20 protein-coding genes and 2 tRNA genes are annotated in these 22,052 nt (G+C 67.4%); 10 read left to right on the forward strand and 12 right to left on the reverse strand.

Annotated elements, in window-relative coordinates:
- Positions 1-95 precede the first annotated feature (95 nt).
- The 5 genes from H7I57_RS14475 to H7I57_RS14495 all read right to left on the reverse strand — a co-directional run bounded on the left by H7I57_RS14475 (position 96) and on the right by H7I57_RS14495 (position 6,290).
- A complete protein-coding gene (locus H7I57_RS14475) occupies positions 96-902 on the reverse strand; it encodes an HpcH/HpaI aldolase/citrate lyase family protein (protein ID WP_264024239.1) in 807 nt (268 codons plus the stop codon).
- A 156-nt stretch (positions 903-1,058) separates the two neighbouring features.
- A complete protein-coding gene (locus H7I57_RS14480) occupies positions 1,059-1,541 on the reverse strand; it encodes a MaoC family dehydratase (RefSeq protein WP_264024263.1) in 483 nt (160 codons plus the stop codon).
- 11 nt (positions 1,542-1,552) lie between these two features.
- Entirely contained in the window at positions 1,553-2,713 is a 1,161-nt protein-coding gene (locus tag H7I57_RS14485) for an acyl-CoA dehydrogenase family protein (protein ID WP_264024241.1), read from the reverse strand.
- Positions 2,710-4,692 (reverse strand): acetyl/propionyl/methylcrotonyl-CoA carboxylase subunit alpha, encoded by a 1,983-nt coding sequence (locus tag H7I57_RS14490; protein ID WP_264024265.1) that lies wholly within the window; start codon positions 4,690-4,692, stop codon positions 2,710-2,712. Before H7I57_RS14490 ends, H7I57_RS14485 begins: the two co-directional genes overlap by 4 nt.
- A 47-nt stretch (positions 4,693-4,739) precedes the next feature.
- Positions 4,740-6,290 (reverse strand): carboxyl transferase domain-containing protein, encoded by a 1,551-nt coding sequence (locus tag H7I57_RS14495; protein WP_264024243.1) that lies wholly within the window; start codon positions 6,288-6,290, stop codon positions 4,740-4,742.
- A 105-nt stretch (positions 6,291-6,395) separates the two neighbouring features.
- Here H7I57_RS14495 and H7I57_RS14500 point away from each other — a divergent pair, with 105 nt between their 5' ends.
- Positions 6,396-7,037, forward strand: a complete 642-nt coding sequence (locus tag H7I57_RS14500) for an SACE_7040 family transcriptional regulator (protein ID WP_264024245.1) — start codon at positions 6,396-6,398, stop codon at positions 7,035-7,037.
- A 4-nt stretch (positions 7,038-7,041) separates the two neighbouring features.
- On the opposite strand, the gene H7I57_RS14505 is transcribed toward H7I57_RS14500, so the two are convergent.
- From H7I57_RS14505 to H7I57_RS14515, 3 genes are all read right to left on the reverse strand, one after another.
- Entirely contained in the window at positions 7,042-7,197 is a 156-nt protein-coding gene (locus tag H7I57_RS14505) for a DUF6131 family protein (protein WP_264024247.1), read from the reverse strand.
- A gap of 36 nt (positions 7,198-7,233) precedes the next feature.
- Positions 7,234-7,437, reverse strand: a complete 204-nt coding sequence (locus tag H7I57_RS14510; protein WP_264024249.1) for a hypothetical protein — start codon at positions 7,435-7,437, stop codon at positions 7,234-7,236.
- Positions 7,438-7,526: 89 nt separating this feature from the next.
- Entirely contained in the window at positions 7,527-9,353 is a 1,827-nt protein-coding gene (locus H7I57_RS14515) for an alpha/beta hydrolase family protein (protein WP_264024266.1), read from the reverse strand.
- Between the two features lie 134 nt (positions 9,354-9,487).
- On the opposite strand from H7I57_RS14515, the gene H7I57_RS14520 reads away from it, so the two are divergent.
- The gene (locus H7I57_RS14520) at positions 9,488-10,282 is read left to right on the forward strand and encodes an MmpS family transport accessory protein (RefSeq protein ID WP_264024250.1); all 795 of its coding nucleotides are present in this window, start codon (positions 9,488-9,490) and stop codon (positions 10,280-10,282) included.
- Here H7I57_RS14520 and H7I57_RS14525 read toward each other — a convergent pair.
- Entirely contained in the window at positions 10,279-11,604 is a 1,326-nt protein-coding gene (locus H7I57_RS14525) for an MFS transporter (RefSeq protein WP_264024251.1), read from the reverse strand. The genes H7I57_RS14520 and H7I57_RS14525 overlap by 4 nt on opposite strands.
- Positions 11,605-11,629: 25 nt before the next feature.
- Between H7I57_RS14525 and cmrA the strand changes: the two genes are divergently transcribed.
- Positions 11,630-12,436 (forward strand): mycolate reductase, encoded by an 807-nt coding sequence (gene cmrA, locus H7I57_RS14530; protein WP_264024252.1) that lies wholly within the window; start codon positions 11,630-11,632, stop codon positions 12,434-12,436.
- Between the two features lie 85 nt (positions 12,437-12,521).
- On the opposite strand, the gene H7I57_RS14535 is transcribed toward cmrA, so the two are convergent.
- Positions 12,522-14,111: a helicase HerA-like domain-containing protein gene (locus tag H7I57_RS14535; RefSeq protein ID WP_264024253.1), complete on the reverse strand. Its 1,590-nt coding sequence runs from the start codon at positions 14,109-14,111 to the stop codon at positions 12,522-12,524.
- Positions 14,112-14,193: 82 nt separating this feature from the next.
- Between H7I57_RS14535 and orn the strand changes: the two genes are divergently transcribed.
- From orn to H7I57_RS14560, 5 genes are all read left to right on the forward strand, one after another.
- A complete protein-coding gene (gene orn / locus H7I57_RS14540; RefSeq protein ID WP_264024254.1) occupies positions 14,194-14,829 on the forward strand; it encodes an oligoribonuclease in 636 nt (211 codons plus the stop codon).
- Between the two features lie 28 nt (positions 14,830-14,857).
- Positions 14,858-14,930, forward strand: a tRNA-His gene (locus H7I57_RS14545).
- A 148-nt stretch (positions 14,931-15,078) separates the two neighbouring features.
- Positions 15,079-15,408 (forward strand): hypothetical protein, encoded by a 330-nt coding sequence (locus tag H7I57_RS14550; protein WP_264024255.1) that lies wholly within the window; start codon positions 15,079-15,081, stop codon positions 15,406-15,408.
- Positions 15,409-15,425: 17 nt separating this feature from the next.
- Positions 15,426-17,081 (forward strand): alpha/beta hydrolase, encoded by a 1,656-nt coding sequence (locus H7I57_RS33495; protein ID WP_264024257.1) that lies wholly within the window; start codon positions 15,426-15,428, stop codon positions 17,079-17,081.
- 137 nt (positions 17,082-17,218) lie between these two features.
- The gene (locus H7I57_RS14560; protein ID WP_264024259.1) at positions 17,219-17,701 is read left to right on the forward strand and encodes a hypothetical protein; all 483 of its coding nucleotides are present in this window, start codon (positions 17,219-17,221) and stop codon (positions 17,699-17,701) included.
- A gap of 19 nt (positions 17,702-17,720) precedes the next feature.
- Here the strand turns inward: H7I57_RS14560 and H7I57_RS14565 are convergent, their stop codons facing one another.
- Positions 17,721-18,941, reverse strand: a complete 1,221-nt coding sequence (locus H7I57_RS14565; protein WP_264024260.1) for a L,D-transpeptidase — start codon at positions 18,939-18,941, stop codon at positions 17,721-17,723.
- Positions 18,942-19,114: 173 nt separating this feature from the next.
- Here H7I57_RS14565 and H7I57_RS14570 point away from each other — a divergent pair.
- Positions 19,115-19,190: transfer RNA gene (locus H7I57_RS14570), tRNA-Lys, on the forward strand.
- A 242-nt stretch (positions 19,191-19,432) separates the two neighbouring features.
- Positions 19,433-20,965 (forward strand): MFS transporter, encoded by a 1,533-nt coding sequence (locus H7I57_RS14575; RefSeq protein ID WP_264024261.1) that lies wholly within the window; start codon positions 19,433-19,435, stop codon positions 20,963-20,965.
- 51 nt (positions 20,966-21,016) lie between these two features.
- On the opposite strand, the gene H7I57_RS14580 is transcribed toward H7I57_RS14575, so the two are convergent.
- On the reverse strand, positions 21,017-21,781 hold the full coding sequence (locus H7I57_RS14580) for a 2OG-Fe dioxygenase family protein (protein ID WP_264024262.1): 765 nt from the start codon (positions 21,779-21,781) through the stop codon (positions 21,017-21,019).
- Positions 21,782-22,052 lie beyond the last annotated feature (271 nt).

Here is a 22,052-nt window from a genome sequence, read left to right on the forward strand (position 1 = left end):
TGATCGATGTGCGTTGTGGTAACCCACACCGATACCGGAGGTCCTCACCTACATTCTGCTAGCCACGCCGTTCACAACCTGTCTGGGAGTTACACCTAGGGCGCCAGGGCCACGATGCGCTCGGCGCGCCGCAGCACCGGCATGTCGACCATCTGTCCCTCGAACTGGAACACGCCACGCTCGGCCCCCGCCTTGCCGAGAACCGCACGCGCCCAATCGATCTGCTCGGCGGTCGGGGCATAGCCGGCGCGGATGACCGCGACCTGCGTGGGATGGATGGCGACCTTGGCGTCGAACCCGACCGCGACGGCGTCATCGGTCTCGGCGCGCAGTCCGTCGAGGTCCTTGATGTCGAGGTACACCGAGTCGAGCGCCATCCGCCCGAAGGCCTTGGCGGCCAGCAGGCTCTGTGACCGCACGTGCTTGGCGACGTCGCGATAGCTGCCGTCCGGCCAGCGGTTCGCGGTGCCGCCGGTGGCGGCGAAGAGATCCTCGGCGCCCCACATCACGGCGAACGCGTTGTCGACCCGCGCCGTCTCGGTGACGGTCAGGGCCCCGAGCGGGGTTTCGACCAGAACGATCACATCGAGCGGCGCCAACGACGACACCTGCTCGGCGGTCTCGGTCTTCGCCAGCATCACCGTGGTGTAGTCCGTGGCCTTGAGAGCCTCGACATCCAGAGGGTGGTCCGGCGTGTCGACGGGATTGACGCGGACCACCGTGCGGGCCGGGTCGAGCGGGGTGTCCAGCAGCGCCCTACGCGCCGCCTCCCGGTCCTTGGCCGCCACGCCGTCCTCGAGGTCGAGGATGACGACATCGGCGGCGGCGGCGGCCTTCTCGAACCGCTCGGGACGATCGGCGGGGCAGAACAGCCAGCCCGGACCGTTGTTGCCCAGAGCCATTTTCGCTCCTCGCGTGCGCGGTGTCATTTCGCTCCTCGCGTGCGCAGTGTCATTTCGCTCCTCGCGTGCGCAGTGTCATTTCGCTCCTCGCGTGCGCGGTGTCATTTCGCTCCTCGCGTGCGCGGTGTCATTTTGCTCCTCGCGTGCGCGGTGTCATCAGATCTCCCCCTCGGGGCGCTTGCGCACCATGGTCTTTCGCGAGGCCGTCGCCACGACGTCGCCGTGCTGGTTGCGGCCGGTGTGGGCGAAGGTCACGATGCCCTCCCCCGGACGACTCTTGGACTCCCGCTTCTCGGTGATCTCGGTTTCGGCGTAGAGCGTGTCGCCGTGGAACAGCGGTTTGGGGAACGCCACGTCGCTGAAACCGAGGTTCCCGACGATGGTGCCCTGCGTCAACTGCGCCACCGAGAGGCCGACCAGCGTCGAGAGGGTGAACATCGAGTTGACCAGTCGCTGGTTGAACGGCGGCAGCGCGTCGGCGAACGCGGCATCCAGATGCAGTGCCTGTGTGTTCATCGTCAGCGTGGTGAACAGGACGTTGTCGGCCTCGGTGATGGTGCGCCCCGGCCGGTGCTGGTACAGCACACCGGTCTCGAACTCCTCGAACCACAGCCCCCGCTGGACGATGACCTTCTTGATCGCGTCCTCGCTCACAGGCCGAGCTCCCGCCCGATCAGCATCAGCTGAACTTCCGTTGTGCCCTCACCGATTTCGAGGATCTTGCTGTCGCGGTAGTGGCGGGCGACGGAATACTCGTTCATGAAGCCGTAGCCACCGAAGATCTGGGTGGCGTCGCGGGCGTTGTCCATAGCGGCCTCGCTGGCCACCAGCTTGGCGATCGCGGCCTGCTTCTTGAACGGCTTGCCCGACAACATCAGCGCGGCCGCGTCGTAGTACGCCGCGCGGGCGACGTGGGCCCTGGTCTCCATCCGGGCGATCTTGAACGCGATCGCCTGGTTGGTTCCGATCTTGCGGCCGAATGCTTCCCGTTCCCCTGCGTACTTGACGCTCTCGTCCACGCAGCCCTGCGCGGCGCCCACCGACAGCGCGGCGATCGCGATGCGTCCCTCGTCGAGGATCCGCAGGAAGTTGGCGTACCCGCGGCCCCGCCCGCCCAACAGGTTCTCCTGCGGCACCCGCACGTCGTCGAAGCTGAGCGGATGGGTGTCCGACGCATTCCAGCCCACTTTGTTGTAGGCAGGCTCGGCGGTGAAGCCCTCCGTCGGCACCGGCACCAGGATCGACGAGATCTCCTTCTTGCCACCGGATTCGCCGGTGACCGCGGTGACCGTCACCAACTTGGTGATGTCGGTGCCCGAGTTGGTGATGAACTGCTTGCTGCCATTGATAAGCCAAGCTGACCCATCCAACCGTGCGGTGGTCTTGGTCGCGCCGGCGTCGCTGCCGCCGCCCGCCTCGGTCAACCCGAACGCGCCGAGCGCCTTGCCGCTGGCCAACAGCGGCAACCACTCCTGCTTCTGCTCCTCGTTGCCGAAGCGGTACACGGGCATGGCGCCCAGCGAGACCCCCGCCTCCAGCGTGATCGCGACGCTCTGGTCGACCTTGCCGAGTTCCTCGAGCGCCAGGCACAGTGCGAAGTAGTCGCCACCCATCCCGCCGTACTCCTCGGGGAACGGCAGACCGAAGAGCCCCATGTCGGCCATGCCGGCCACCACCTCGTAGGGGAAGGAGTGCTCTTCGTCGTGCTTGGCCGCCACCGGCGCGACCACGCTCTGGGCGAAGTCGCGCACGGTCTTGGCCAGCTGCTGGTAATGGTCGGGCAGTGTCCCGGTGGTCAGAAAGTCGGTCATGATGAGAGCTCCTCGGTTGCCGTTATCCGGGCCAGCACCTGGCCCACCTTCACCTGGTCGCCCGCGCCGACGATCAGTTCCACCACACCGTCGACCGGCGCGGCGAGCGCGTGCTCCATTTTCATGGCCTCGACGGTGACGACCACCGTTCCGGCTGTCACCGTCGCGCCGTCGTCCACACCGACGGCGACGACCGCACCCGGCATGGGGCTGGTCAACTCCGCATCACCGCTGTGCTCGTCATCGGGGCGCACCGGCGCTTCACGCACCTCCTCGACCAGCGCGACGCGGCCCGCCCCCGCCAGCCACATCTGACCGTCGGCGGCGGCCACCAGGTACTCGGTGCGCAACCCGTCGAGAGTGACCACCAACCGGTCACCGTCCAACGATGCCCTCAGCGTACGGGTTTCACCGCCCTCGACGGTCGCCGTCGCACTCGCCGGCGAACCGGTCAGCCAGACGTGGTCGGTTCGGTTCCCGGCCCGCAACCGGATCGTGGTCGGCGCGCGACCCGCGATGCGCCACCCGGACGGCACTTCCCACGGGTCGGTGGGAGCCGCCGGCCAGGTCCGCAGCCATCGATAGGCCGCGGCGGCGATCAGCTCATCGTCACCGGGCGGGACCGGCGCGAATTCCGTTGTGCGGCGGTCGAGCAGCCCGGTGTCCAGCCGCCCGGCGGCGACATCGGGATCAGCCAGCAGGAAGCGAAGGAACTCGATGTTGGTGGTCAGCCCGAGGACCGCGGTGTCGGCCAGCGCCGTGTCGAGTTCGCGCAGCGCGGCCGGGCGGTCACCTGCGTGCGCGATGACCTTGGCGAGCATCGGGTCGTAGTCGCTGCCGACCACGGTGCCGCGGGCCAACCCGGAGTCGACCCTGATGCCCCGCCCCGACGGCTCACGCAGACCGACGACGCCGCCGCCGGTCGGCAGGAAGCCCCGCGCCGGATCCTCGGCGTACACCCGGGCCTCGATGGCATGGCCGTCCATCCGGACGTCGTCCTGGACGATCGGCAGCTTCTCTCCGGCCGCGATCTTGACCTGCAGCTCGACCAGGTCCAGGCCGGTCACCATCTCGGTGACCGGGTGCTCCACCTGCAGACGGGTGTTCATCTCCATGAAGAAGAACTCGTCCGGCCGGTCGGCCGAGACGATGAACTCGACGGTGCCTGCGCCGGTGTAGTCCACGCTGCGCGCGGTGTCACACGCGGCGGCTCCGATACGGGCCCGCGTGGTCGCGTCGAGCAGTGGTGACGGCGCCTCCTCGATCACCTTCTGATGCCGGCGCTGCAGGCTGCATTCCCGCTCACCGAGGTGCACCACGTTGCCGTAGGTGTCGGCGAGCACCTGCACCTCGATGTGTCGTGGGTTGAGCACGAACCGCTCCAGGAACAGCGTGTCGTCACCGAACGCCGACGCCGCCTCACGCCGTGCGCTTGCCAGCGCGGCAGGAAGCTCGGAGGCCTCGTGCACCACGCGCATGCCCTTGCCGCCGCCGCCCGCCGACGGCTTCACCAGTACCGGGAACCCGACGTCGGCGGCGCCACCGATGAGGTCGTCATCGGTCAGCCCGGGACGCGAGATGCCGGGCACGACGGGCACCCCGAACGCCGACACCGCCGCCTTCGCCGAGATCTTGTCACCCATCGTCTGGATCGCGCGCACCGGTGGCCCGATGAAGACCACCCCCGCCGAGCGCAGAGCTTCCGCGAATTGCGCGTTCTCCGAGAGGAACCCGTATCCGGGGTGCACCGCCTGCGCACCCGTGCGCTCGATGGCCGACAGCAACGCGTCGATCGACAGATAGCTCCGCCGGGCAGCTGCCGGTCCGATGCGCACCGCGACATCGGCCTCGGCGACGTGCCGGGCGTCCGCATCGGCATCGCTGAACACTGCCACCGACCGAATTCCCATGGTGCGCAACGTGCGGATCACCCGGACCGCGATCTCCCCGCGGTTGGCGACCAGAACCGAATCGAACATCCCGTCGCTCCGCTCGCCCCGAACGTCGAAACCCTGTGTCATCACTGTCACATCCTGAACACGCCGTAGGAGACGGGTTCGAGCGGCGCCTGCCCGACCACCGAAAGTGCCAATCCGACGACGGTTCTGGTGTCTGCGGGGTCGATGACCCCGTCATCCCACAGCCGTGCGGTCGAGTAGTACGGGTTGCCCTGGCTCTCGTACTGCGCGCGGATGGGCGCCTTGAAAGCCTCTTCCTCTTCCGCGGTCATCTCACCGCGGACGGTGGCGAGCACCGAGGCCGCCTGCTCACCGCCCATCACCGAGATCCGCGCGTTAGGCCACATCCACAGGAAGCGCGGCGAATACGCCCTTCCGCACATCGAGTAGTTGCCCGCGCCGTAGGACCCGCCGATCACGACAGTCAGCTTGGGCACCCTCGCGCAGGCCACCGCCGTGACCATCTTGGCGCCGTGCTTGGCGATACCGCCCGCCTCGTAGTCCCGCCCGACCATGAACCCCGAGATGTTCTGAAGGAAAAGCAATGGGGTGACGCGTTTGTCGCACAGTTCGATGAAGTGCGCCCCCTTGACGGCCGACTCGCCGAACAGCACGCCGTTGTTGGCGACGATGCCCACCGGGTGGCCGTGGATGCGGGCGAACCCGGTCACCAGCGTGGTGCCGTAATCGGCCTTGAACTCGGCGAACTCGCCGCCGTCGACGATGCGGGTGATCACCTCGTGCACGTCGTAGGCGACTTTCGAGTCGACCGGGACGACGTCGTAGAGCTCGGTCTGGTCGGCGACCGCGTCGACGGCGGGCGCGACCTGCCACGGCGGCTCGGTCCGCGGCGCCAACGTGCCGACGATCCTGCGCACGATCCGCAGGGCGTCGCGATCGTCGTGGGCGAGATGATCGGTGACGCCCGAGACCTTGGAATGCAGATCGCCGCCACCGAGTTCCTCGGCGGTGACGACCTCGCCCGTCGCGGCCTTCACCAGCGGCGGGCCACCCAGGAAGATGGTGCCCTGATTGCGCACGATAACGGCCTCGTCGCTCATCGCGGGGACGTAGGCGCCCCCGGCGGTGCAGGAGCCGAGGACTGCGGCGATCTGCGCGATTCCCTTGGCGCTCATGGTCGCCTGGTTGTAGAAAATCCGTCCGAAGTGCTCACGGTCGGGGAACACCTCGTCCTGCCGGGGCAGGAACGCGCCCCCGGAGTCCACCAGATAGATGCACGGCAGCAGGTTCTGCAGCGCGATCTCCTGCGCCCGCAGGTGCTTCTTCACGGTGATCGGGTAGTACGTCCCGCCCTTGACCGTCGCATCGTTGGCCACGATCATGCATTCGCGTCCCGACACCCGGCCGATGCCGGCGATCATCCCGGCACCCGGGCACTCGTCGTCGTACATGCCGTCGGCAGCCAGTGCCGCCAACTCCAGGAAGGGACTGCCGGGATCGAGCAGCCCGTCGACCCGGTCGCGCGGCAGCAGCTTGCCCCTGCTCACGTGGCGCTCGCGGGCACGCTCCGGCCCACCCAGGGCGGCCGCGGCCAGCTTGGTCCGCAACTGTTCGACCAGCGCGACATGATCGTCGCGATGTGATGCCCGCGCTGCCATCGCTGAATCCGCCTCGTATGAGTTCGTTGAGTTAATCGGGACTAACCGATGGTATGTTAATCACGATTAACTCTCGGTGTCCACCGTCGGCAGGAGGTTGGAGTGATGACCGCCCAGAGTCAGCCCTCCCCGACTGCGCCTGCCGCCTCCCGGCGCAGCAGGGCAAAATCCGATCGCCGCAGCCAACTGATCACCGCCGCCGAGCGCCTGATGGCCGAACACGGCTACCTCGCGGTGCGCCTCGAGGACATCGGGGCGGCGGCCGGGGTCAGCGGTCCGGCGATCTACCGGCACTTCCCCAACAAGGAGGCGCTGCTGGTGGAGCTGCTGGTCGGGATCAGTACGCGGCTGTTGACCGGCGCCACCGAGGTCGCCGGCCGCGACGGCGACGCCGAATCGGCGCTCGAGGATCTGATCGACTTCCACCTGGACTTCGCATTGGGCGAATCCGACCTGATCCGCATCCAGGACCGCGATCTGGGCAACCTACCGCCCGCCGCCAAACGGCAGGTCCGCCGCAAGCAGCGACAGTACGTCGAGGTCTGGGTCGAGGTGTTGCGCAGGCGGAACCCCGGCCTGACCGAGGTCGACGCGCGGCTGATGGCTCATGCGACGTTCGGGTTGTTGAACTCCACGTCGCACAGCGTGAAGCCCGGTATCACGAAAGCGGCCGAGGCCAGCTCGCGAACCGTCTTGAGAACCATGACGGTCGCGGCGCTGACCTCGGCCGGACGACTGTGCGATTGAGCCGCTAGTACCAGGCCTTTCGGCCGCCCACCGGACGGCCCACAGCCCCGAGAATCCAGAACACGGCACCGATCACGAGAAGAACGACACCGATGTAGGTGAGTATCGATATACCGAGCAGAAGACCCAGGATGAGCAGGATCGCGCCCAATACGATCATGGCCACTCCAATTCTGTGAGATAGCCAGCCAGTTTATTACTGACTGGGTTCAGGAACATTGCATTCAGCGACTTTGGGATTCACACCCGCGTAGTTGAGCGGTCCCGCGACAACCGTCAGGGCGATGCTTCCTGCTGTGGCGCAATTGGCTTCGCCACCGCTGAAATAGTCACGCTGATAAGCAGCGAAGACGCCGATCAACAGCCAGACGAGCACAATGAATCCGAGTATTCCTCGCATGCCGTGCCTCCTCCGTAAACGCAACCCCGAGTGGTGCGCAGCAGTGTTTTACCCCGGAGACAAATACGGTAAACCTCCGCTCAAACAGGTCACTCGGCGAAAGCCCCGGTGAGCCAATCGGTCATTGCTTTGAGCAGCACCGCACGGTTCTCCCGCTTGTCGATCTCGTGACCGTCGTCTTCGAAGAGGAGTAGATCCACCTTGCGGCCGAGCGCACTGAGCGCGTCGCACATCTGCTGCGATTCGCTCGGCGGCACGTTGGTGTCGTTGAGACCGTGCACCAACAGCAGCGGGGCCGTCATCGCCTCGACCCGCGGCAACGGCGACAGTTCCTCCAGCAGATCGCGGTCGCTGATCGGATGGCCGTACTTGGGATATGCCGCCGCGGCGATCCACTGCTCGGTGCTGCGGTACCAGGTGTTCAGATCGCTCATGCCGCAGATGCTGATGCCTGCCGCGAACTCGTCGGGATGGAACGCGAGCGCCGCCTGCGTCAGATAACCGCCGTAAGACCAACCACAGCAGGCGACCTTCCCGGGGGGAGCATGACCGTTGTCGGTGAGGAACCGCACCGCATCGGCCACGTCGTCGATGGCGGCGAAGCGACGCTCCCGGTCGTCGGCGTGCATGAACGACCGTCCGAACCCACCCGAACCGCGCACGTTGGGCAGGAACACGCAGATTCCCGCTTCCAGCAGCCCGGGAAAGAACTCGTTGTAGCCGGGCCTGCCCTGCCCCTCGGGTCCGCCGTGCAGGAACAGCATCGCGCCGATCGTCTCGACGCCGTCCGGCGGCTGAAACAGCCACCCGGTGAACTTCAATCCGTCGCTCGCGGTGACGGTCTCCAGCGTGGGGTCGGCGGACAGCGGCCCACTGCTCGGCTCGCGGTCCACGGGCTCCCACTCGCGGGTCCTCGGATCGACCAACTCGACCGTCGGCGGCATCGACGGCCCCTCCACCGTCATCGCCAGCATCGACCCGCCCGCGCTGATGCTCAGCTCGCTGACGACCATGCCCGGCAGCGGAATTGGATCGTGCAGCGTGTTGTCGACGTTGTCGAGGATCTGTAACTCGCTGGCGCCGTGGATGTTCCACAGAATCGCCACCGTGGAGCCGTCGTCGCTGACGGTGAACTCATCCAGTTCACAGCCCGGGCGCTCGGCAAGCACGTGGTAGAGCAACCCGTCCGCCGTCGACGTCACCTCGAGCAGCCGCGCATGCTCGGTGCCGTTCTCGCTGCGCACGAGGGCACGCACATAGCCTTCGGTGCTGTTGAGCCCGTAGTCCTTCGCCGGGTGGTACAGCTCTGTGACCTCGCCCTCGGGACCGGAGCGCAGCCTGCGCGGGCTGTGGTCGTCGAGGATGATGCCGGTGTCGGTGGTCGAACCGGGGTCATAGGGAAGCAGCGCGGTTTCGGTGAGTCCCCGCAACATCATCAGATCGCGGTAGCCCCGCGGGCCGACCCGCACCAACGCCGCCCCGGCCCAGGAATCGACCAGCCTGCCGCCGGACCGTCGGTCCAGCACGGTCGTCGTCCCCCCGGACGGGTCGATCAGACACGAGCTGCCCACGCCGTCCTCGCCGGTCAGGATCGCCGCGACCAGGGTTCCGTCCCAGCCGATCAACTCGGCGGTGCCCTCCACACCCGACGGCCAATGATCGACCCTTCGCGCGTCGCGGTCATCGGGATCGGTTGTCACCACCCAGATCTGGCTGCGCGTGCCACCCTCGGGCGCAACCTGACAAGCCAACCAGTACCCGTCGGCCGAATGCAGCACGCGGGTGACGGGACCCTCGACCGGCAGCTCGACGTCGCGGGATGAGCTCGCCCGCCAACCGCGCAGGAACCGCTGCACCGCGCGCGGATATCCGCCGTCGTCGACGAGATGGGCGAACGCGGTGGCGTCCGGCGACATCGAAGCGCCGTAGAGCCTGCGAACCTGCTGTGCCACGCTGACTGATTCTGCATGGTCTGCGCCCGCAGCGAGGCCCGGGCCGGTGAACGGCGCACTGAGCGGTTGCACAGGTACCCTGCAGCCATGAGGTGGGCATGACGGACCGCGGACGCGAGGAGCAGTGGCGCTCCGGCAGAGGTGACGAGCCGACTCAACAGTTCGGCTACGGCCCGCCCGGCTATTCCGATCCGGCTTACGCGAGCCAGGCGCCGTACGGCCCGCCCTACCAGACACCCCCGCCACCCCATTCCACCGAGCGACTGCCTGCCTATTCGCCCTACGGCTACGACCCGTCCGCGACGGGGCCGTACGGCCCGCAGTACCCGCCCGGGCAGGGTGACGAGCCGCCACCCGACGGCCCGAAGTCGCCGCGCTGGCTGTGGATCGTCGCAGCGGTGGCAGTGGTCACCGTCGTCGGCCTGGTGATCGCGCTGGTGATCGTCAACAGCTCCAAGCAGGAGACCATGGTGGCGCCGCTGCCGTCGGTGCCCGAACCGAGTTTCTCCACCCCCAGCACGACGACACGGACCCCGCCGACGACCTCAAGGATCCCGTCGACGCCGCTGCTGCCGCTACCGTCGTTGCCGTCGCGGACGCCGCCCACCGACACCACCGTCGAGGGCGCCACCGACAACGTCGTCTACACCGTCGAGGGCACCGGACGGGCGATCAACATCACCTACGTCGACACCGGCGGCCTGCTGCAGACCGAGTTCAACGTGATGCTGCCCTGGAGCAAGGAGGTGTCGCTGCCTCAGCCCGCGGAGGGTTCGGCCAGCATCAGCATCATCAACGTCGGCCGCGAATTGACGTGCTCCATCGCCGTGAACGGGGTGGCTGTGGAACAGCGGTCCGGAGCAGGCCTGACCATCTGCGCCACCAGCGGCTAAGTCCGCAGGCGTCGATGCGGTGCGTGCACCGCCAGCATCGCCACCAGGCCGAGCGCGAGCACCAGGCACAGGCCGCCCATGCCGGCCCGTTCGGTGTCGAAGACATCGATGAACACCGAGAACATCCACGGCGCCAAGAAGGACGCCGCGCGGCCGGTGGTCGTGTACAGCCCGAAGGCGACGCCTTCTTTGCCGTCGACGGACATCCGCAGCAACTGCGTCCGTGACGCCGACAGCGTCGGCCCGATGAACAGGCACAGCAGCAGGCCGCACACCCAGAACGCCAATGCCCCCGACAGCGTCATCAGGGTCAACCCGACCGTGATCATCGCGACGAGGGACAGCACGATCACCCGCTTGGAGCCCGCCCAGTCGTCGACGTGCCCGCCGAGCACGGCGCCGACCGCGGCCACCACGCACGCGGCCACACCGAACAACAGCACGTCGGCCTCGGACACGCCGTAGACGTTGACGCCGAGGACCGCGCCGAACGCGAACACCCCGGCCAGCCCGTCCCGGAACACCGCACTGGCCCCGAGGAAGTAGACGAAGTTGCGATCCCGGCGCCACTCCCGACGAACCTCCTGGGCCAGCCTGCGGTAGGCGCCGAGGACGCCGACCGGCGCGTGGTGCTCGTCGGGGTCGGGGCTCGGCACCGAGATGAGCAGGGGCAGCGCGAACAACGCGAACCACGCGGCGGTCAGCAGCATCGCCGCCCGCACGTTCTGGCCACCGTCGACGGGCAGATCCAGCAGTCCGCGCGTGTCCCCCGAGCCGGAGATGAAGCCGAGATAGACCACGAGCAGCGCCAGCACGCTGCCGAAATACCCGACAGCAAGACCGAATCCGGAGATCCGGCCGGAGTTCGCGGGGGACGACAGCTGACGCAGCATCGCGTTGTACGGCACGGTGGCGAGCTCGCTGCAGGCCGCGGTGCAGGCGAGCAGGACCAGACCGGGCCAGAGGTACCGGTGATCGTCACGGATCAGGCTCATCGTGGCGGTCAGCAGGACCACCAATCCGGTCAGCACGGCGAGCACCCGGCGCCGGCGCACGGGTGCGTCGACCCACACCCCCGTGACGGGCGCCAGCAGCGCGACGACCAGGCCGGACAGTGCGAGCGCGCGGCCCAGCCAGCTGGCCGGGCTGGTGTCGCCGGGCAGGTCCGCGCCGACGGTCCCGGTCAGGTAGACGGAGAAGACGAACGTGATGACGATCGCATTGATCGCCGTTGCGCCGAAATCCCACATCGCCCATGCCAGGATCCGCGACCGGGGCGCCTCGGCCGCCGACGGGCGGACCGGAGGCGGCAGCTCGCTCATGGACGCCCACGATATAGTCCGGCCCATGCCAGTACCCGCTCCCAGCACGGATGCCCGGGCTGTCGTCACCGGCGCGTCGCAGAACATCGGCGAGGCACTCGCCGTCGAGCTCGCCGCCCGCGGCCACAACCTGATCATCACGGCCCGGCGCGAGGAGGTGCTGACCGCGCTCGCGAACCGGTTGCGCGAGCAGTACGGCGTGACCGTCGAGGTGCGCGCCGTCGACCTCGCCGACCCCACCGGCCGCGACCAGTTGTGCGAGGAGCTGGCCGCCCGCAACATCTCGATCCTGTGCGCCAACGCGGGCACCGCGACGTTCGGGGCGGTGGCGTCGCTGGACCCCGCCGAGGAACGGAAACAGGTGCAGCTCAACGTGCTCGGCGTTCACGACCTGGTGCTCGCGGTGCTGCCCGGCATGGTGGCGCGGGGCGCGGGCGGCATCCTGATCTCCGGCTCGGCGGCCGGCAACTCGCCGATTCCCAACAACGCGACCTACGCGGCGACGAAGGCGTTCGTCAACACCTTCAGTGAATCGCTACGGGGGGAACTGAAGTCGGCCGGCGTGCACGTCACCGTGCTGGCGCCGGGGCCGGTGCGCGAGACCCTGCCCGCGGAACACGAACAGTCTCTCGTGGAGCGGTTGATCCCTGATTTCCTGTGGATCTCCACCGAGTACACCGCGAAGGTGTCGCTGGATGGCTTGGAGCGCAACAAGATGCGCGTCGTCCCCGGCGTCACGTCCAAGGCGATGTCGGCGGCCAGCGGATACGCACCGCGGTCGATCGTCGCGCCGATCGTCGGGGCCGTCTACAAGAAGCTCGGCGGCGACTGACCCCCCTGCGACCCTCTGCGCCGGAATTGCATTCCAGCAGAGATTTGTCGAGTGGACCCCTGCCGGAATGCAATTCCGGCAGGGCTCAGCGGCGGCGGCGACGGCGACCGGTGCCGAAGATGCTGCGGGTGATCTCCCTGCCGATCACCGTGCCCGCCGAGCGCATCGCGCTCTTGAACGCCGGGTTCTCCATCATCTTGTCGAGCAGGCCCGGTTCCTCCGACTGAGCCGGCTCCGGCATCGGCGGTATCTCGAAGGGCGGCGGCACCGGCGGCAACTGCTGCTCGGGCACCGGGGCGGTCACCGGGGGTGGCGGCGCCAGCTTGGCGGCCAGTCGTTCGTGAGCCGAGTCCCGGTCGATCGTCTGCCCGTACTCGGCCTGCAGCGGGCTGGAGGCGGCGGCCGCGGCGATGGCGTCGGCGCCGATGGTGTCCATCAACGACCGCGGCGCCCGCATCCTGGTCCACGCCACCGGCGTCGGCGCACCACGCTCGGAGAGCACGGTGACCACGGCCTCGCCGATACCCAGCGAGGTCAGCGCCGACTCGAGATCGTAGACCTCCGTCTTCGGGTACGTTCGCACAGTCTTGGACAACGCCTTCTGATCGTCGGGGGTGAACGCGCGCAGCGCGTGCTGGATCCGGGCGCCGAGTTGGCTGAGCACGTCGTTGGGCACATCGGTCGGCAGCTGGGTGCAGAAGAACACCCCGACACCCTTGGATCGGATCAGCTTGACCGTCTGCTCCACCTGCTCCAGGAACGCCTTGGAGGCATCGGTGAACAGCAGATGGGCCTCGTCGAAGACGAACACCAGCTTCGGCTTGTCGACGTCACCCACCTCCGGCAGCGACGTGAACAGGTCGGCGAGCACCCACATCAGGAATGTGGAGAACATCACCGGCCGGGCAGCCTGATCACCGAGCTCGAGCAGCGTGACGACTCCCCGGCCCGACGGGTCGACCCGCATCAGGTCGTCCGGCTCGAGCTCCGGTTCGCCGAAGAACGTGCCGGCGCCCTCGGCCTCGAGATTCACCAACGCCCGCAGGATCACCCCGGCGGTCGTGGTCGAGACCGCCCCGAGCGCCTTCAGTTGCGGCTTGCCCTCGTCGCTGGTCAGGAACCGGATCACCGAACGCAGGTCCTTCAGGTCGAGCAGCGGCAACCCCTGCTGGTCGGCCCAGTGGAAGATCAGACCCAGCGTGGACTCCTGAGTCTTGTTCAGCCCCAACACCTTCGACAGCAGGATGGGTCCGAAGCTGCTGACGGTGGCGCGGACCGGCACTCCGATGCCGGACGTGCCCAACGACAGGAACTCGACCGGGTAGGCGGTCGGCGTCCAGGCGTCACCGGTGTCGGTGGAACGCTGGGTGATCTTGTCGCCCGCCGCCCCGGGCCTGGACAGCCCGGACAGGTCGCCCTTGACGTCGGCCATCACCACCGGCACGCCCGCCGCGGACAGCTGCTCGGTGAGCACCTGCAGCGACTTCGTCTTCCCCGTGCCGGTCGCGCCGGCGACCAGACCGTGCCGGTTGAGAGTGGTCAGCGGGATGCGCACCTTCGCCGCCGGATCGCACACCCCGTCGACGACCACCGCGCCCAATTCCACCGCCGCGCCTTCGGCCCCGTAACCTGCGGCGATCTGCTGTGCGGGAGAAGCTGCCGGCTCCGTCGTCATGTGTCGCACCCTACGTGGGCGGCAACCACGGTAGGCGGGTCTGGTCAGCCGGTGGTGATCGTGGGGCTTACTGTTGAGCGCTGTGCGTGACGAACTGGTGTGGATCGACTGCGAAATGACCGGCCTGGACCTCAAGTCCGACCTGCTGATCGAGATCGCGGTGCTGGTGACCGACTCCGAACTCAACGTCCTCGGAGACGGCCTCGACGTGGTCATCCACGCCGGCGATGACGCGCTGTCGTCGATGATCGACGTCGTCGCCCAGATGCACGCGAAATCGGGCCTGGTGGACGAGGTGCGTGCGTCGACCACCGACCTCGCCACCGCCGAGGAGATGGTGCTGGACTACGTGCGCACCCACGTCCCCCAGGCCAAGACCGCCCCGCTGGCCGGCAATTCGATCGCCACCGACCGGGGATTCCTCGCCCGCGACATGCCCAAGCTCGACGACTATCTGCACTACCGGATGATCGACGTGAGCTCGATCAAGGAACTGTGCCGGCGGTGGTATCCGCGGATCTACTTCGGCCAGCCGGCGAAGGGGCTGGCCCACCGTGCGCTGGCCGACATCCACGAGTCGATCCGGGAGCTTCGCTACTACCGCCAGACCGCTTTCGTGACGCCGCCCGGACCGTCGACCACTGATATCGCCGCGATCGCGGCCGAGTTGGGGCCACCGACGGACGAGGATTCGGCTCAGGAGGGTTCCAGCGGCTAAGATCGACGACGCCGCGTGAGCGGCGATGGTGGCTGTAGTTCAGTTGGTAGAGCACCAGGTTGTGATCCTGGCTGTCGCGGGTTCGAGTCCCGTCAGCCACCCCGCAGGTGGGAGGGCGTTTTCGCCCTCCCACCTTCTGCGTTCCAGTGGGCATCGGCCCTGGATAGGGCCCTGGATATTTGGTGCGCAACCCCCTCCCACGCTCGCGATATCGTCGATTGCGGGTGCGTCGCCGCCGAAGGAGGACCTGTGCCTGCACCGTTGAGTGTGATAACCGAAGATCTGCAGTTGTCGGCGGCGACTGTCGATGTCCACGCCGACACGGTCAAGGCTGGGCACATCGCCGCCGACGGTCGGATCGAGGCTGCCCATCGCGGATTGCCGATGGGGTCGGCGGCCGCGCTGAGTATCGCGGTCGGCAAGTGGCAGGCGGATTCAGCCACCTTGTTCGGGCGGCTGGTCGGCCACGGTTGCGACCTGCGCGCGGGCGCGACCGCGTACCTGTGCACCGACCGGGACAGTGGTTCGGCCATCACCGCGGTGGTGGCCTCGATTCGGCCCGAAGACATGCAGCTCTAGCCGATCGCCCGGATGTCGTGACTCTCAGCGTCACCGATATCGAACGCTGGGACGCCGGTGATGTTCGTGAGGTCTTCAACGCGTCGCGCAGCAGGGCCGAGGCGGCGTTCGAGGCGGCCGACGGGATCGCGGAACTGCCGGTGTTTGGTTCCTGGGGCGGGGAGGCGTCCGAGGCGGCCAGAGTGTCGATCGGCCAGACGCGCAAGGATCTCGACGCGCACGGCAACGAGGCACTGACGGTCGCCCTGGCCGCACGCAAGGCCGCCGACGACATCGAGTTGGTGAAATCGGTTCTGGCGCAGCTGAAGACGGATGCGGCGGACGCGGGTTTCGAGGTCGACCCGGTGAGCAACCAGGTGGTGCCCGGCCCTGCGTTGCAGGCCGACATGATCGAGATGATCGCCAGGGAAGGAACCCGCCAGGAGCTGCAGTCGCGGCTGGCGGGCATCCTCGCCGAGGCCGCCCGGATCGACTGGGAATTGGCGACGGCCATCGGGATGGCCACAGGCACCGAACCGCTGCCGGATACCCCGCATACCAACGACCCTCACATTCAGGATCTTCTGTCCAAGCCCCTGCCGGACGACCCGCAACGGTTCCACGACGCGTGGGAGAAGCTGAACCCCGAGCAGCGGGACTGGTTGTACTCCCAGGATCATTCGATCGGCAACAATCCCGGGATGCCGTTCGCCGACAAGGACCACTACAACCGGAGGCACCTGGAAGAACTGAGGAGCGCGAATCAGGGGGAGATCGATCGGCTCGCCCGTGAGCACCCGAAGTGGGTCGGCGGGTCCCCCGGCACCCCGAACCCGAATCCGCCGGGTTATCGCGAGTGGAAACAGCGATGGAACGCGGCGCAGCATTCGCGACGGAGCTACGAGCAGGTGCAGCGGGCACTCGAATCACCGGACGGCCGGCCGCGATTCCTCGGCACCCTCGACGAGCTGGGGCACTCGTCGGTCTCGATCAACAACCCGGACACGGCGATTCGCAACGCCACCTTCGTCCCGGGGACCGGGCAGGACCTCACGCGACTGGAGTTCAGCACGGTGAAGTCAGAAGAGATGCTCCGGGCGGCACTGCGGGCAGACCCGGGTCTGGACTCAGCCGACGTGTCGGTGACGACATGGCTGGGTTACGACCGGCCGATGAGCGTCATCACCGACGCGCCATCGCCGAGCTATGCCCACCACGGCGCTTCCGCGTTGCAGGACTTCCAGGCAGGCATGCGCGTCTCGCACGATGCCGCAGCCGCGGGAGGTCCCTCGATCAACACGGTCATCGGGCACAGCTACGGCTCCACCGTCGTCGGTGCGGCCGGACTCGACGGCCACCTCGATGCGAACAACGTCGTGGCAGTGGGCAGTCCGGGCGTGCTGGCCGACCACGCCGGTGACCTCGACCTGGCGCCGGGGGCGAACGTGTTCGCCTCGCGCGCCGAGAACGACATCATCGGCATCGCGACCTACACCACCCTCGGCCCTGACCCGATGGGGCGGGCGTTCGGCGCCATCCCGTTCGAGGCGGCACCCGGCCCCTCCGGCCTCTTCGGCAGCCCGACCATCGGCGCGCACAGCAGCTACTGGAGCCCGGGCAACCCCGCGCTGGCTAACATGGGTCGCATCATCACCGGGAAAACGGACGTGACGCCACCGACATTCACGCCATGAAGCGAACCGCCACCCTCTGTGCGACCACGGCTGTGCTGTCGGTCGTCGTCGCCGCGTGCTCGCCGCCTACGGACCGACCCGGCGAACCGCTCGGACCGCCGGTGCCCACGGGCGCGACCGTCATTCCAGGAGAGCCCATGGAACAGATTCCCGTCCCCCCGAACCCGAAAACCCCGGCGAGCCAACAGGAAGCCCAACAGACGTTGCTCGAGTATCTGCAGCGGACGGTCGACGCGCTACCGGCCGGCACCCGTCTCGACGGCTCGCGCTATGTCGTGGGCGACGGCACGAACTACTGCGAGGACCACCCCAGCGGACCCGACGCGCCCGTCCGTGTCGAGGACTGGCGTGACATCAAGCCGGCGCCGGGCGCCGACTTCGACGCGATCGTCATCCAGACCGGTGAGGTGTGGAAGCAGTGGGGCTGGCAGGTGATCGAGCGGGACGGGTTCAGCAAGCCGAATCGCTTCGGCTACGCGCCCGACGGATACATCCTGCAGATCGAGGCCAGACCTGATCCCGCGTACCCGCCGTCGCTGATCGGATCGTCGCCGTGCTTCCCCGGGAACCTGCGCGGCGACGCAGACCGAAACCCCGTGACCATCGAGCAATCACCGTAGGAACCACGCCGACGACCGGTCAGACGTTGGCGTTACCCGCTTTCCACTGCTCCCACGGGATGTTCCAGTCGCCCAGCCCATCGGTGCCGGGCAGCGTCGAGCCGACCGTGTTCACGATTTCGACGATGTCGCCCCGCTTGGAGTTGTCGTAGAACCACTGACCGTTGCTGGTGCTCACGTTGATGCAACCGTGGCTGACATTGCTGTAGCCCTGGCTACCCACCGACCACGGTGCGGCATGGACGTAGATCCCGCTGTAGGAGATCTGGGTGGCCCAGTCGACCTCGGTGCGGTAGCCGTTCGCCGAGTTGACCGGCACACCGTAGGTCGACGAGTCCATCACCATCTCCGCCCGGCGGTCACCGACGATGTAGACGCCGTTGTTGGTGGGGGTGCTGTTCTTGCCCATCGACACCGGCATGCTCTTGACGACCTCGCCGTTGCGGCGCACGGTCAGCGTCTTGGTGCTGTCGTCGACGGTGGTGACCACCTGGTCGCCGATCGTGAAGCTCGTCGACACGTTGTCCTGACCGAACAGACCGTCCCCCAGGTCCACGCCGTACGCGTCGACCTGCACGTCGACCTTCGTACCCGGTTTCCAGTACTCGGCCGGGCGCCAACGGACCTCGCGGTTGCTCAGCCAGTAGAAGGCACCCTCGACGGGTGGCTCGGTCTTGACCGTGATGGCCCGCTGCGCCGCGATCCGATTCGGGATGTTCTCGTCGAACCGGATGGCCACGGGCTGGCCGACGCCGACGACCTCGCCGTCGTTGGGCAGCACGTAGGGCATGGTCAGGTTTTCCGGCGAATGCGTCTCGAAGCTCATCGTCCGGCTGGTCGCGCCGCCGAGGCCCAGCGACCGCGCGGTCAGCGTATAGCGCTTGTTGTACCCGAGCGGCTCCACGGTCTGCCACGTCAGCCCGTCCTTGGACAGCTCGCCGGACACCGCCTTGCCGTTCTCGTTGACCATCGTCACCGAGCCCAGCACTCCGTCACCGGCGCTGACCGTCACGGGTGAGTCAACGCTCACACCCACGGCGCCGTCCTGAACCGAGGACGTCAGCTTCGGCACGAGCAGATCACCGAAGGGGGTGCCCTTGTCGCTGATCACCTGAGGCTGAGGCGCATCGGAACTGCCGCCGCACGCGGTCAGGCCGAGCGCAATCGCGGGAACCATCGCGACGGCCACCAACCAGGCTCGTTTCCGCCGCACACGGGTCACCGTGTTGACCTGCCACATACTTCGCCCCACCTCACCTGCCCGGTACTCGCCGGATCAATCGACCAACAACTCGTTGGCGACAAGTCTACGGTCAGTTTCAAGCGGACGTGCTACTGCGAGGTCACGTCCCGGCAACGCGCGGACAAGCCGATTTCTTACTGTGCCGACGGGCCTGTTAATGTCTCACACGCGCGCCGTTAGCTCAGTTGGTAGAGCAGCTGACTCTTAATCAGCGGGTCCGGGGTTCGAAACCCTGACGGCGCACCACGCAGAAGTCCAGATGCAAGCCGGGTTTTTGCATCTCAGGAGTGTTGCTGACTTGTCACATCCGTCACACGCTTTCATCGACCTGCAAAGCCCGCCGCGTGTTTGGATGCAAGAAATCGGCTCGGCTCGGGACCAACTTCTGGGATCACGCTGAACGGCGGTTCAGTTTCGCGTCAATCTACTGCCGGCCATCCTGACCGGACCGCGACATCACGACGGTGAGCGCAGATAGCGTATTGCGAATGCCGTCGGTCCCTGCTTCCGATTCCCAGCAGCATCTGGCTTCCGGGCTGCCGGCCACGATGACGGTGATCGCGATGGGTCTGGGCTACGCGATATCGGTGGCTGATCCGACGATCCTGTCGGCCAACATGGCGCAGGTTCGGATCGGCCTGCACATCTCAGTCAGCACGGCCAGTCTCATAGCCAGCCTCGCGACCCTGACGATGGCCGCCGCCGTACTGGGAGCCGGAACGCTGGGCGATCTGTATGGCATGCGCCGCATGTTCGTCTTTGGACTGCTCGGGACCATCGTGTTCAGTGTGCTGGCCGCCGCAGCGCCTTCTGCGGCGGTGTTGGTGGTGGCCCGCGCCGGCGTCGGGGTGGCTCTTGCGTTTCTGCTCGGTTTATCGCTGGCGATCATCAACGCGGTGTTCCCGCCGGGTCGACGAGCGGCGGCGATCGCCCTGTATTTCGGTGCCGGATATGCCATCGTCACACCGCTGCCTGCACTCGCGAGTGTGCTGGCGAGCCTCATCGGCTGGCGCGCGTGCTTTCTCGTGACACCGATCATCGCAGTGCTGACGTTGGCCATCACGCTGCGGTACGTGCCGGAAACGCCGCGCGCCCCCCGGACCCTCGACGTGCCAGGTCTGGTGCTCGTCGCCGGCGCCCTTCTCGGGCTCATCTACGGGATCTCGCGGCTCGAGACCGGCGTCAATGCCGGTGCCATCGCCTCGATCCTGATGGGACTGGTAGCCGGAATCGGGTTCGTGATCCGGGAGTTGCGGACACCTGAGCCGGCGCTGGATCTGCGGATCTTCGGTTCCGGCCGGTTCAACGCGGCCGTGATCGCCGGCATGGCATTCAACTTTCTGGTTGCCGGGTCGATGATCCTGTTCGCCTTTTATCTGGTCACCGTTCGCGGCGAGTCACCCCAAGTGCTCGGCCTACTGCTGATCCCTGCGACCGCACTGGCTGCGCTGGCCGCTACCGCCGCCGGCCCGGGCGCGACCCGGTTCGGTGACCGCACGTTACTGGCAGGCGGCCTGGCCGTCATGCTCGTCGGCCTCCTGCTACTTCGAACGTTCGATGAGCACACCTCGCTCGCAGTGGTTTTTGCCGCCCTGGCACTCAACGCCGTCGGGGGTGCGATGGTGGCGACCCCCCAGGCGACGATCATGATGGCCAGCGCGCCCGCCCAACTCGGCGGCGCGGTTTCGGGTGTCAAATGCGCGGTCAACCAGGCCGGTTATTCACTCGGACCCGCCGTATTCGCCCTCGTCGGCATCAACCTCGTCATCAGCGAAGGCATGCACAAGCTGGCCGGCTCCGGCATCACCCTCGAGGAGGCGCGAGAGGCGTTCCGGGTAACGCACGGAGGTCTGGTCGGGGGCGCTCATGTCGTCGACCCCGATCGGGCCAGAGTGGTGGGCGCGGCGGCGACCCAAAGCATGCTCGACGCAATCCACACGCTCGGTCTGGTCATGGCGGTGGTGCCGATTGCGGCGATCGTCGCCGCAATGGTGTTGATCGGACACAACGAACCGCGGTGACGAAATCCAAGCCGGGCGACCTTGTGCCGACGAAACCCGTCGGAGCCCGGCTCAAGGAGCTTCGGAGTGCGAAAGCGGAGCGAACGTGATGACCAGCACGTCGCGTTGCGCGGGCCCCTCGGGGTCGGCTGGCCGGATCGGCGAAACGCGGTGCAAGGTGCGTCGGTCGTCGCCCAAGAGGAGGGTGCCGGGCTCGGCAAGCGTCGTCGTCGACAGCCGACGGCCGTCCAGGTCGAACACCGAGCTCTCGCCGCCAGTGGCATTGCGCCGGTCGACCAGCAGCGAGGTGACGAGCGTGACACCGTCGCGGTGCAGGCCCTCGGGTGTGGGCCGTCCCCCGCCGTCCGCCGATCCGAGGACCCGGAACGGATGCACCTCGACGCTCCACTCGGGAACGTCGTCCAGCGCCGCGGCAAGGCCGCACAGCAGCTTCAGCAGGGCGTGTAGCAACGGGTCGCCCGCGAAGGCGTCGGTCAGCGGCTCGAAGTGGCGGTCCCTGGCGATGTAGAGAGGGTTGGAGTCCTGCGGCTGCGCGAACGCGCGGTGGGGCATCGCGTTGGCGGCCCCATCGCCCGGCTTGAATGAGAAGCACCCGTAACGGCGCAGCCGCTGCGTGCCGAACTCGGCCGCATAGCTATCGCGCCGCAGGTCCTCCCAGTGCGTGGAGAACCGGGCCCACGCGTCCGCGTCTGCCTGCAGGCAGCGAGTCAGATTGGCCGAGGACATCACGCAGACACCGACTGACATGAGCAGCTGCCCGGCGGTTTCGACCGAATCCACGGCGGTCCTGCGCGTCGAAGTGACTCCGTGCGTCATTCCGTTCACTCCCAGTCCACTCCTGTCAGGAACGTACCTGGAAGTCGACGCCGCCAGACCGCTGTTTTCATCGCTTGCCGCCGAGCCTCCAGCACGGCCCTAATGTCGTTATCGCCCTGACGGGCTGAGATTGGCCCTGTCAGCAAGCATTACCCCCGGCGCCGAGTACCCCCTAGCCTCGACGTTTCATGAATTGGGTGGTGACGCGGGCCTTTAATGCACGGAAGTGCCTGTCCTAGTTGAGAACATTGACTTGCTGAGGGTCAATTTT

Source organism: Mycolicibacterium pyrenivorans, from assembly GCF_025821625.1.
Taxonomy (GTDB): domain Bacteria; phylum Actinomycetota; class Actinomycetes; order Mycobacteriales; family Mycobacteriaceae; genus Mycobacterium; species Mycobacterium pyrenivorans.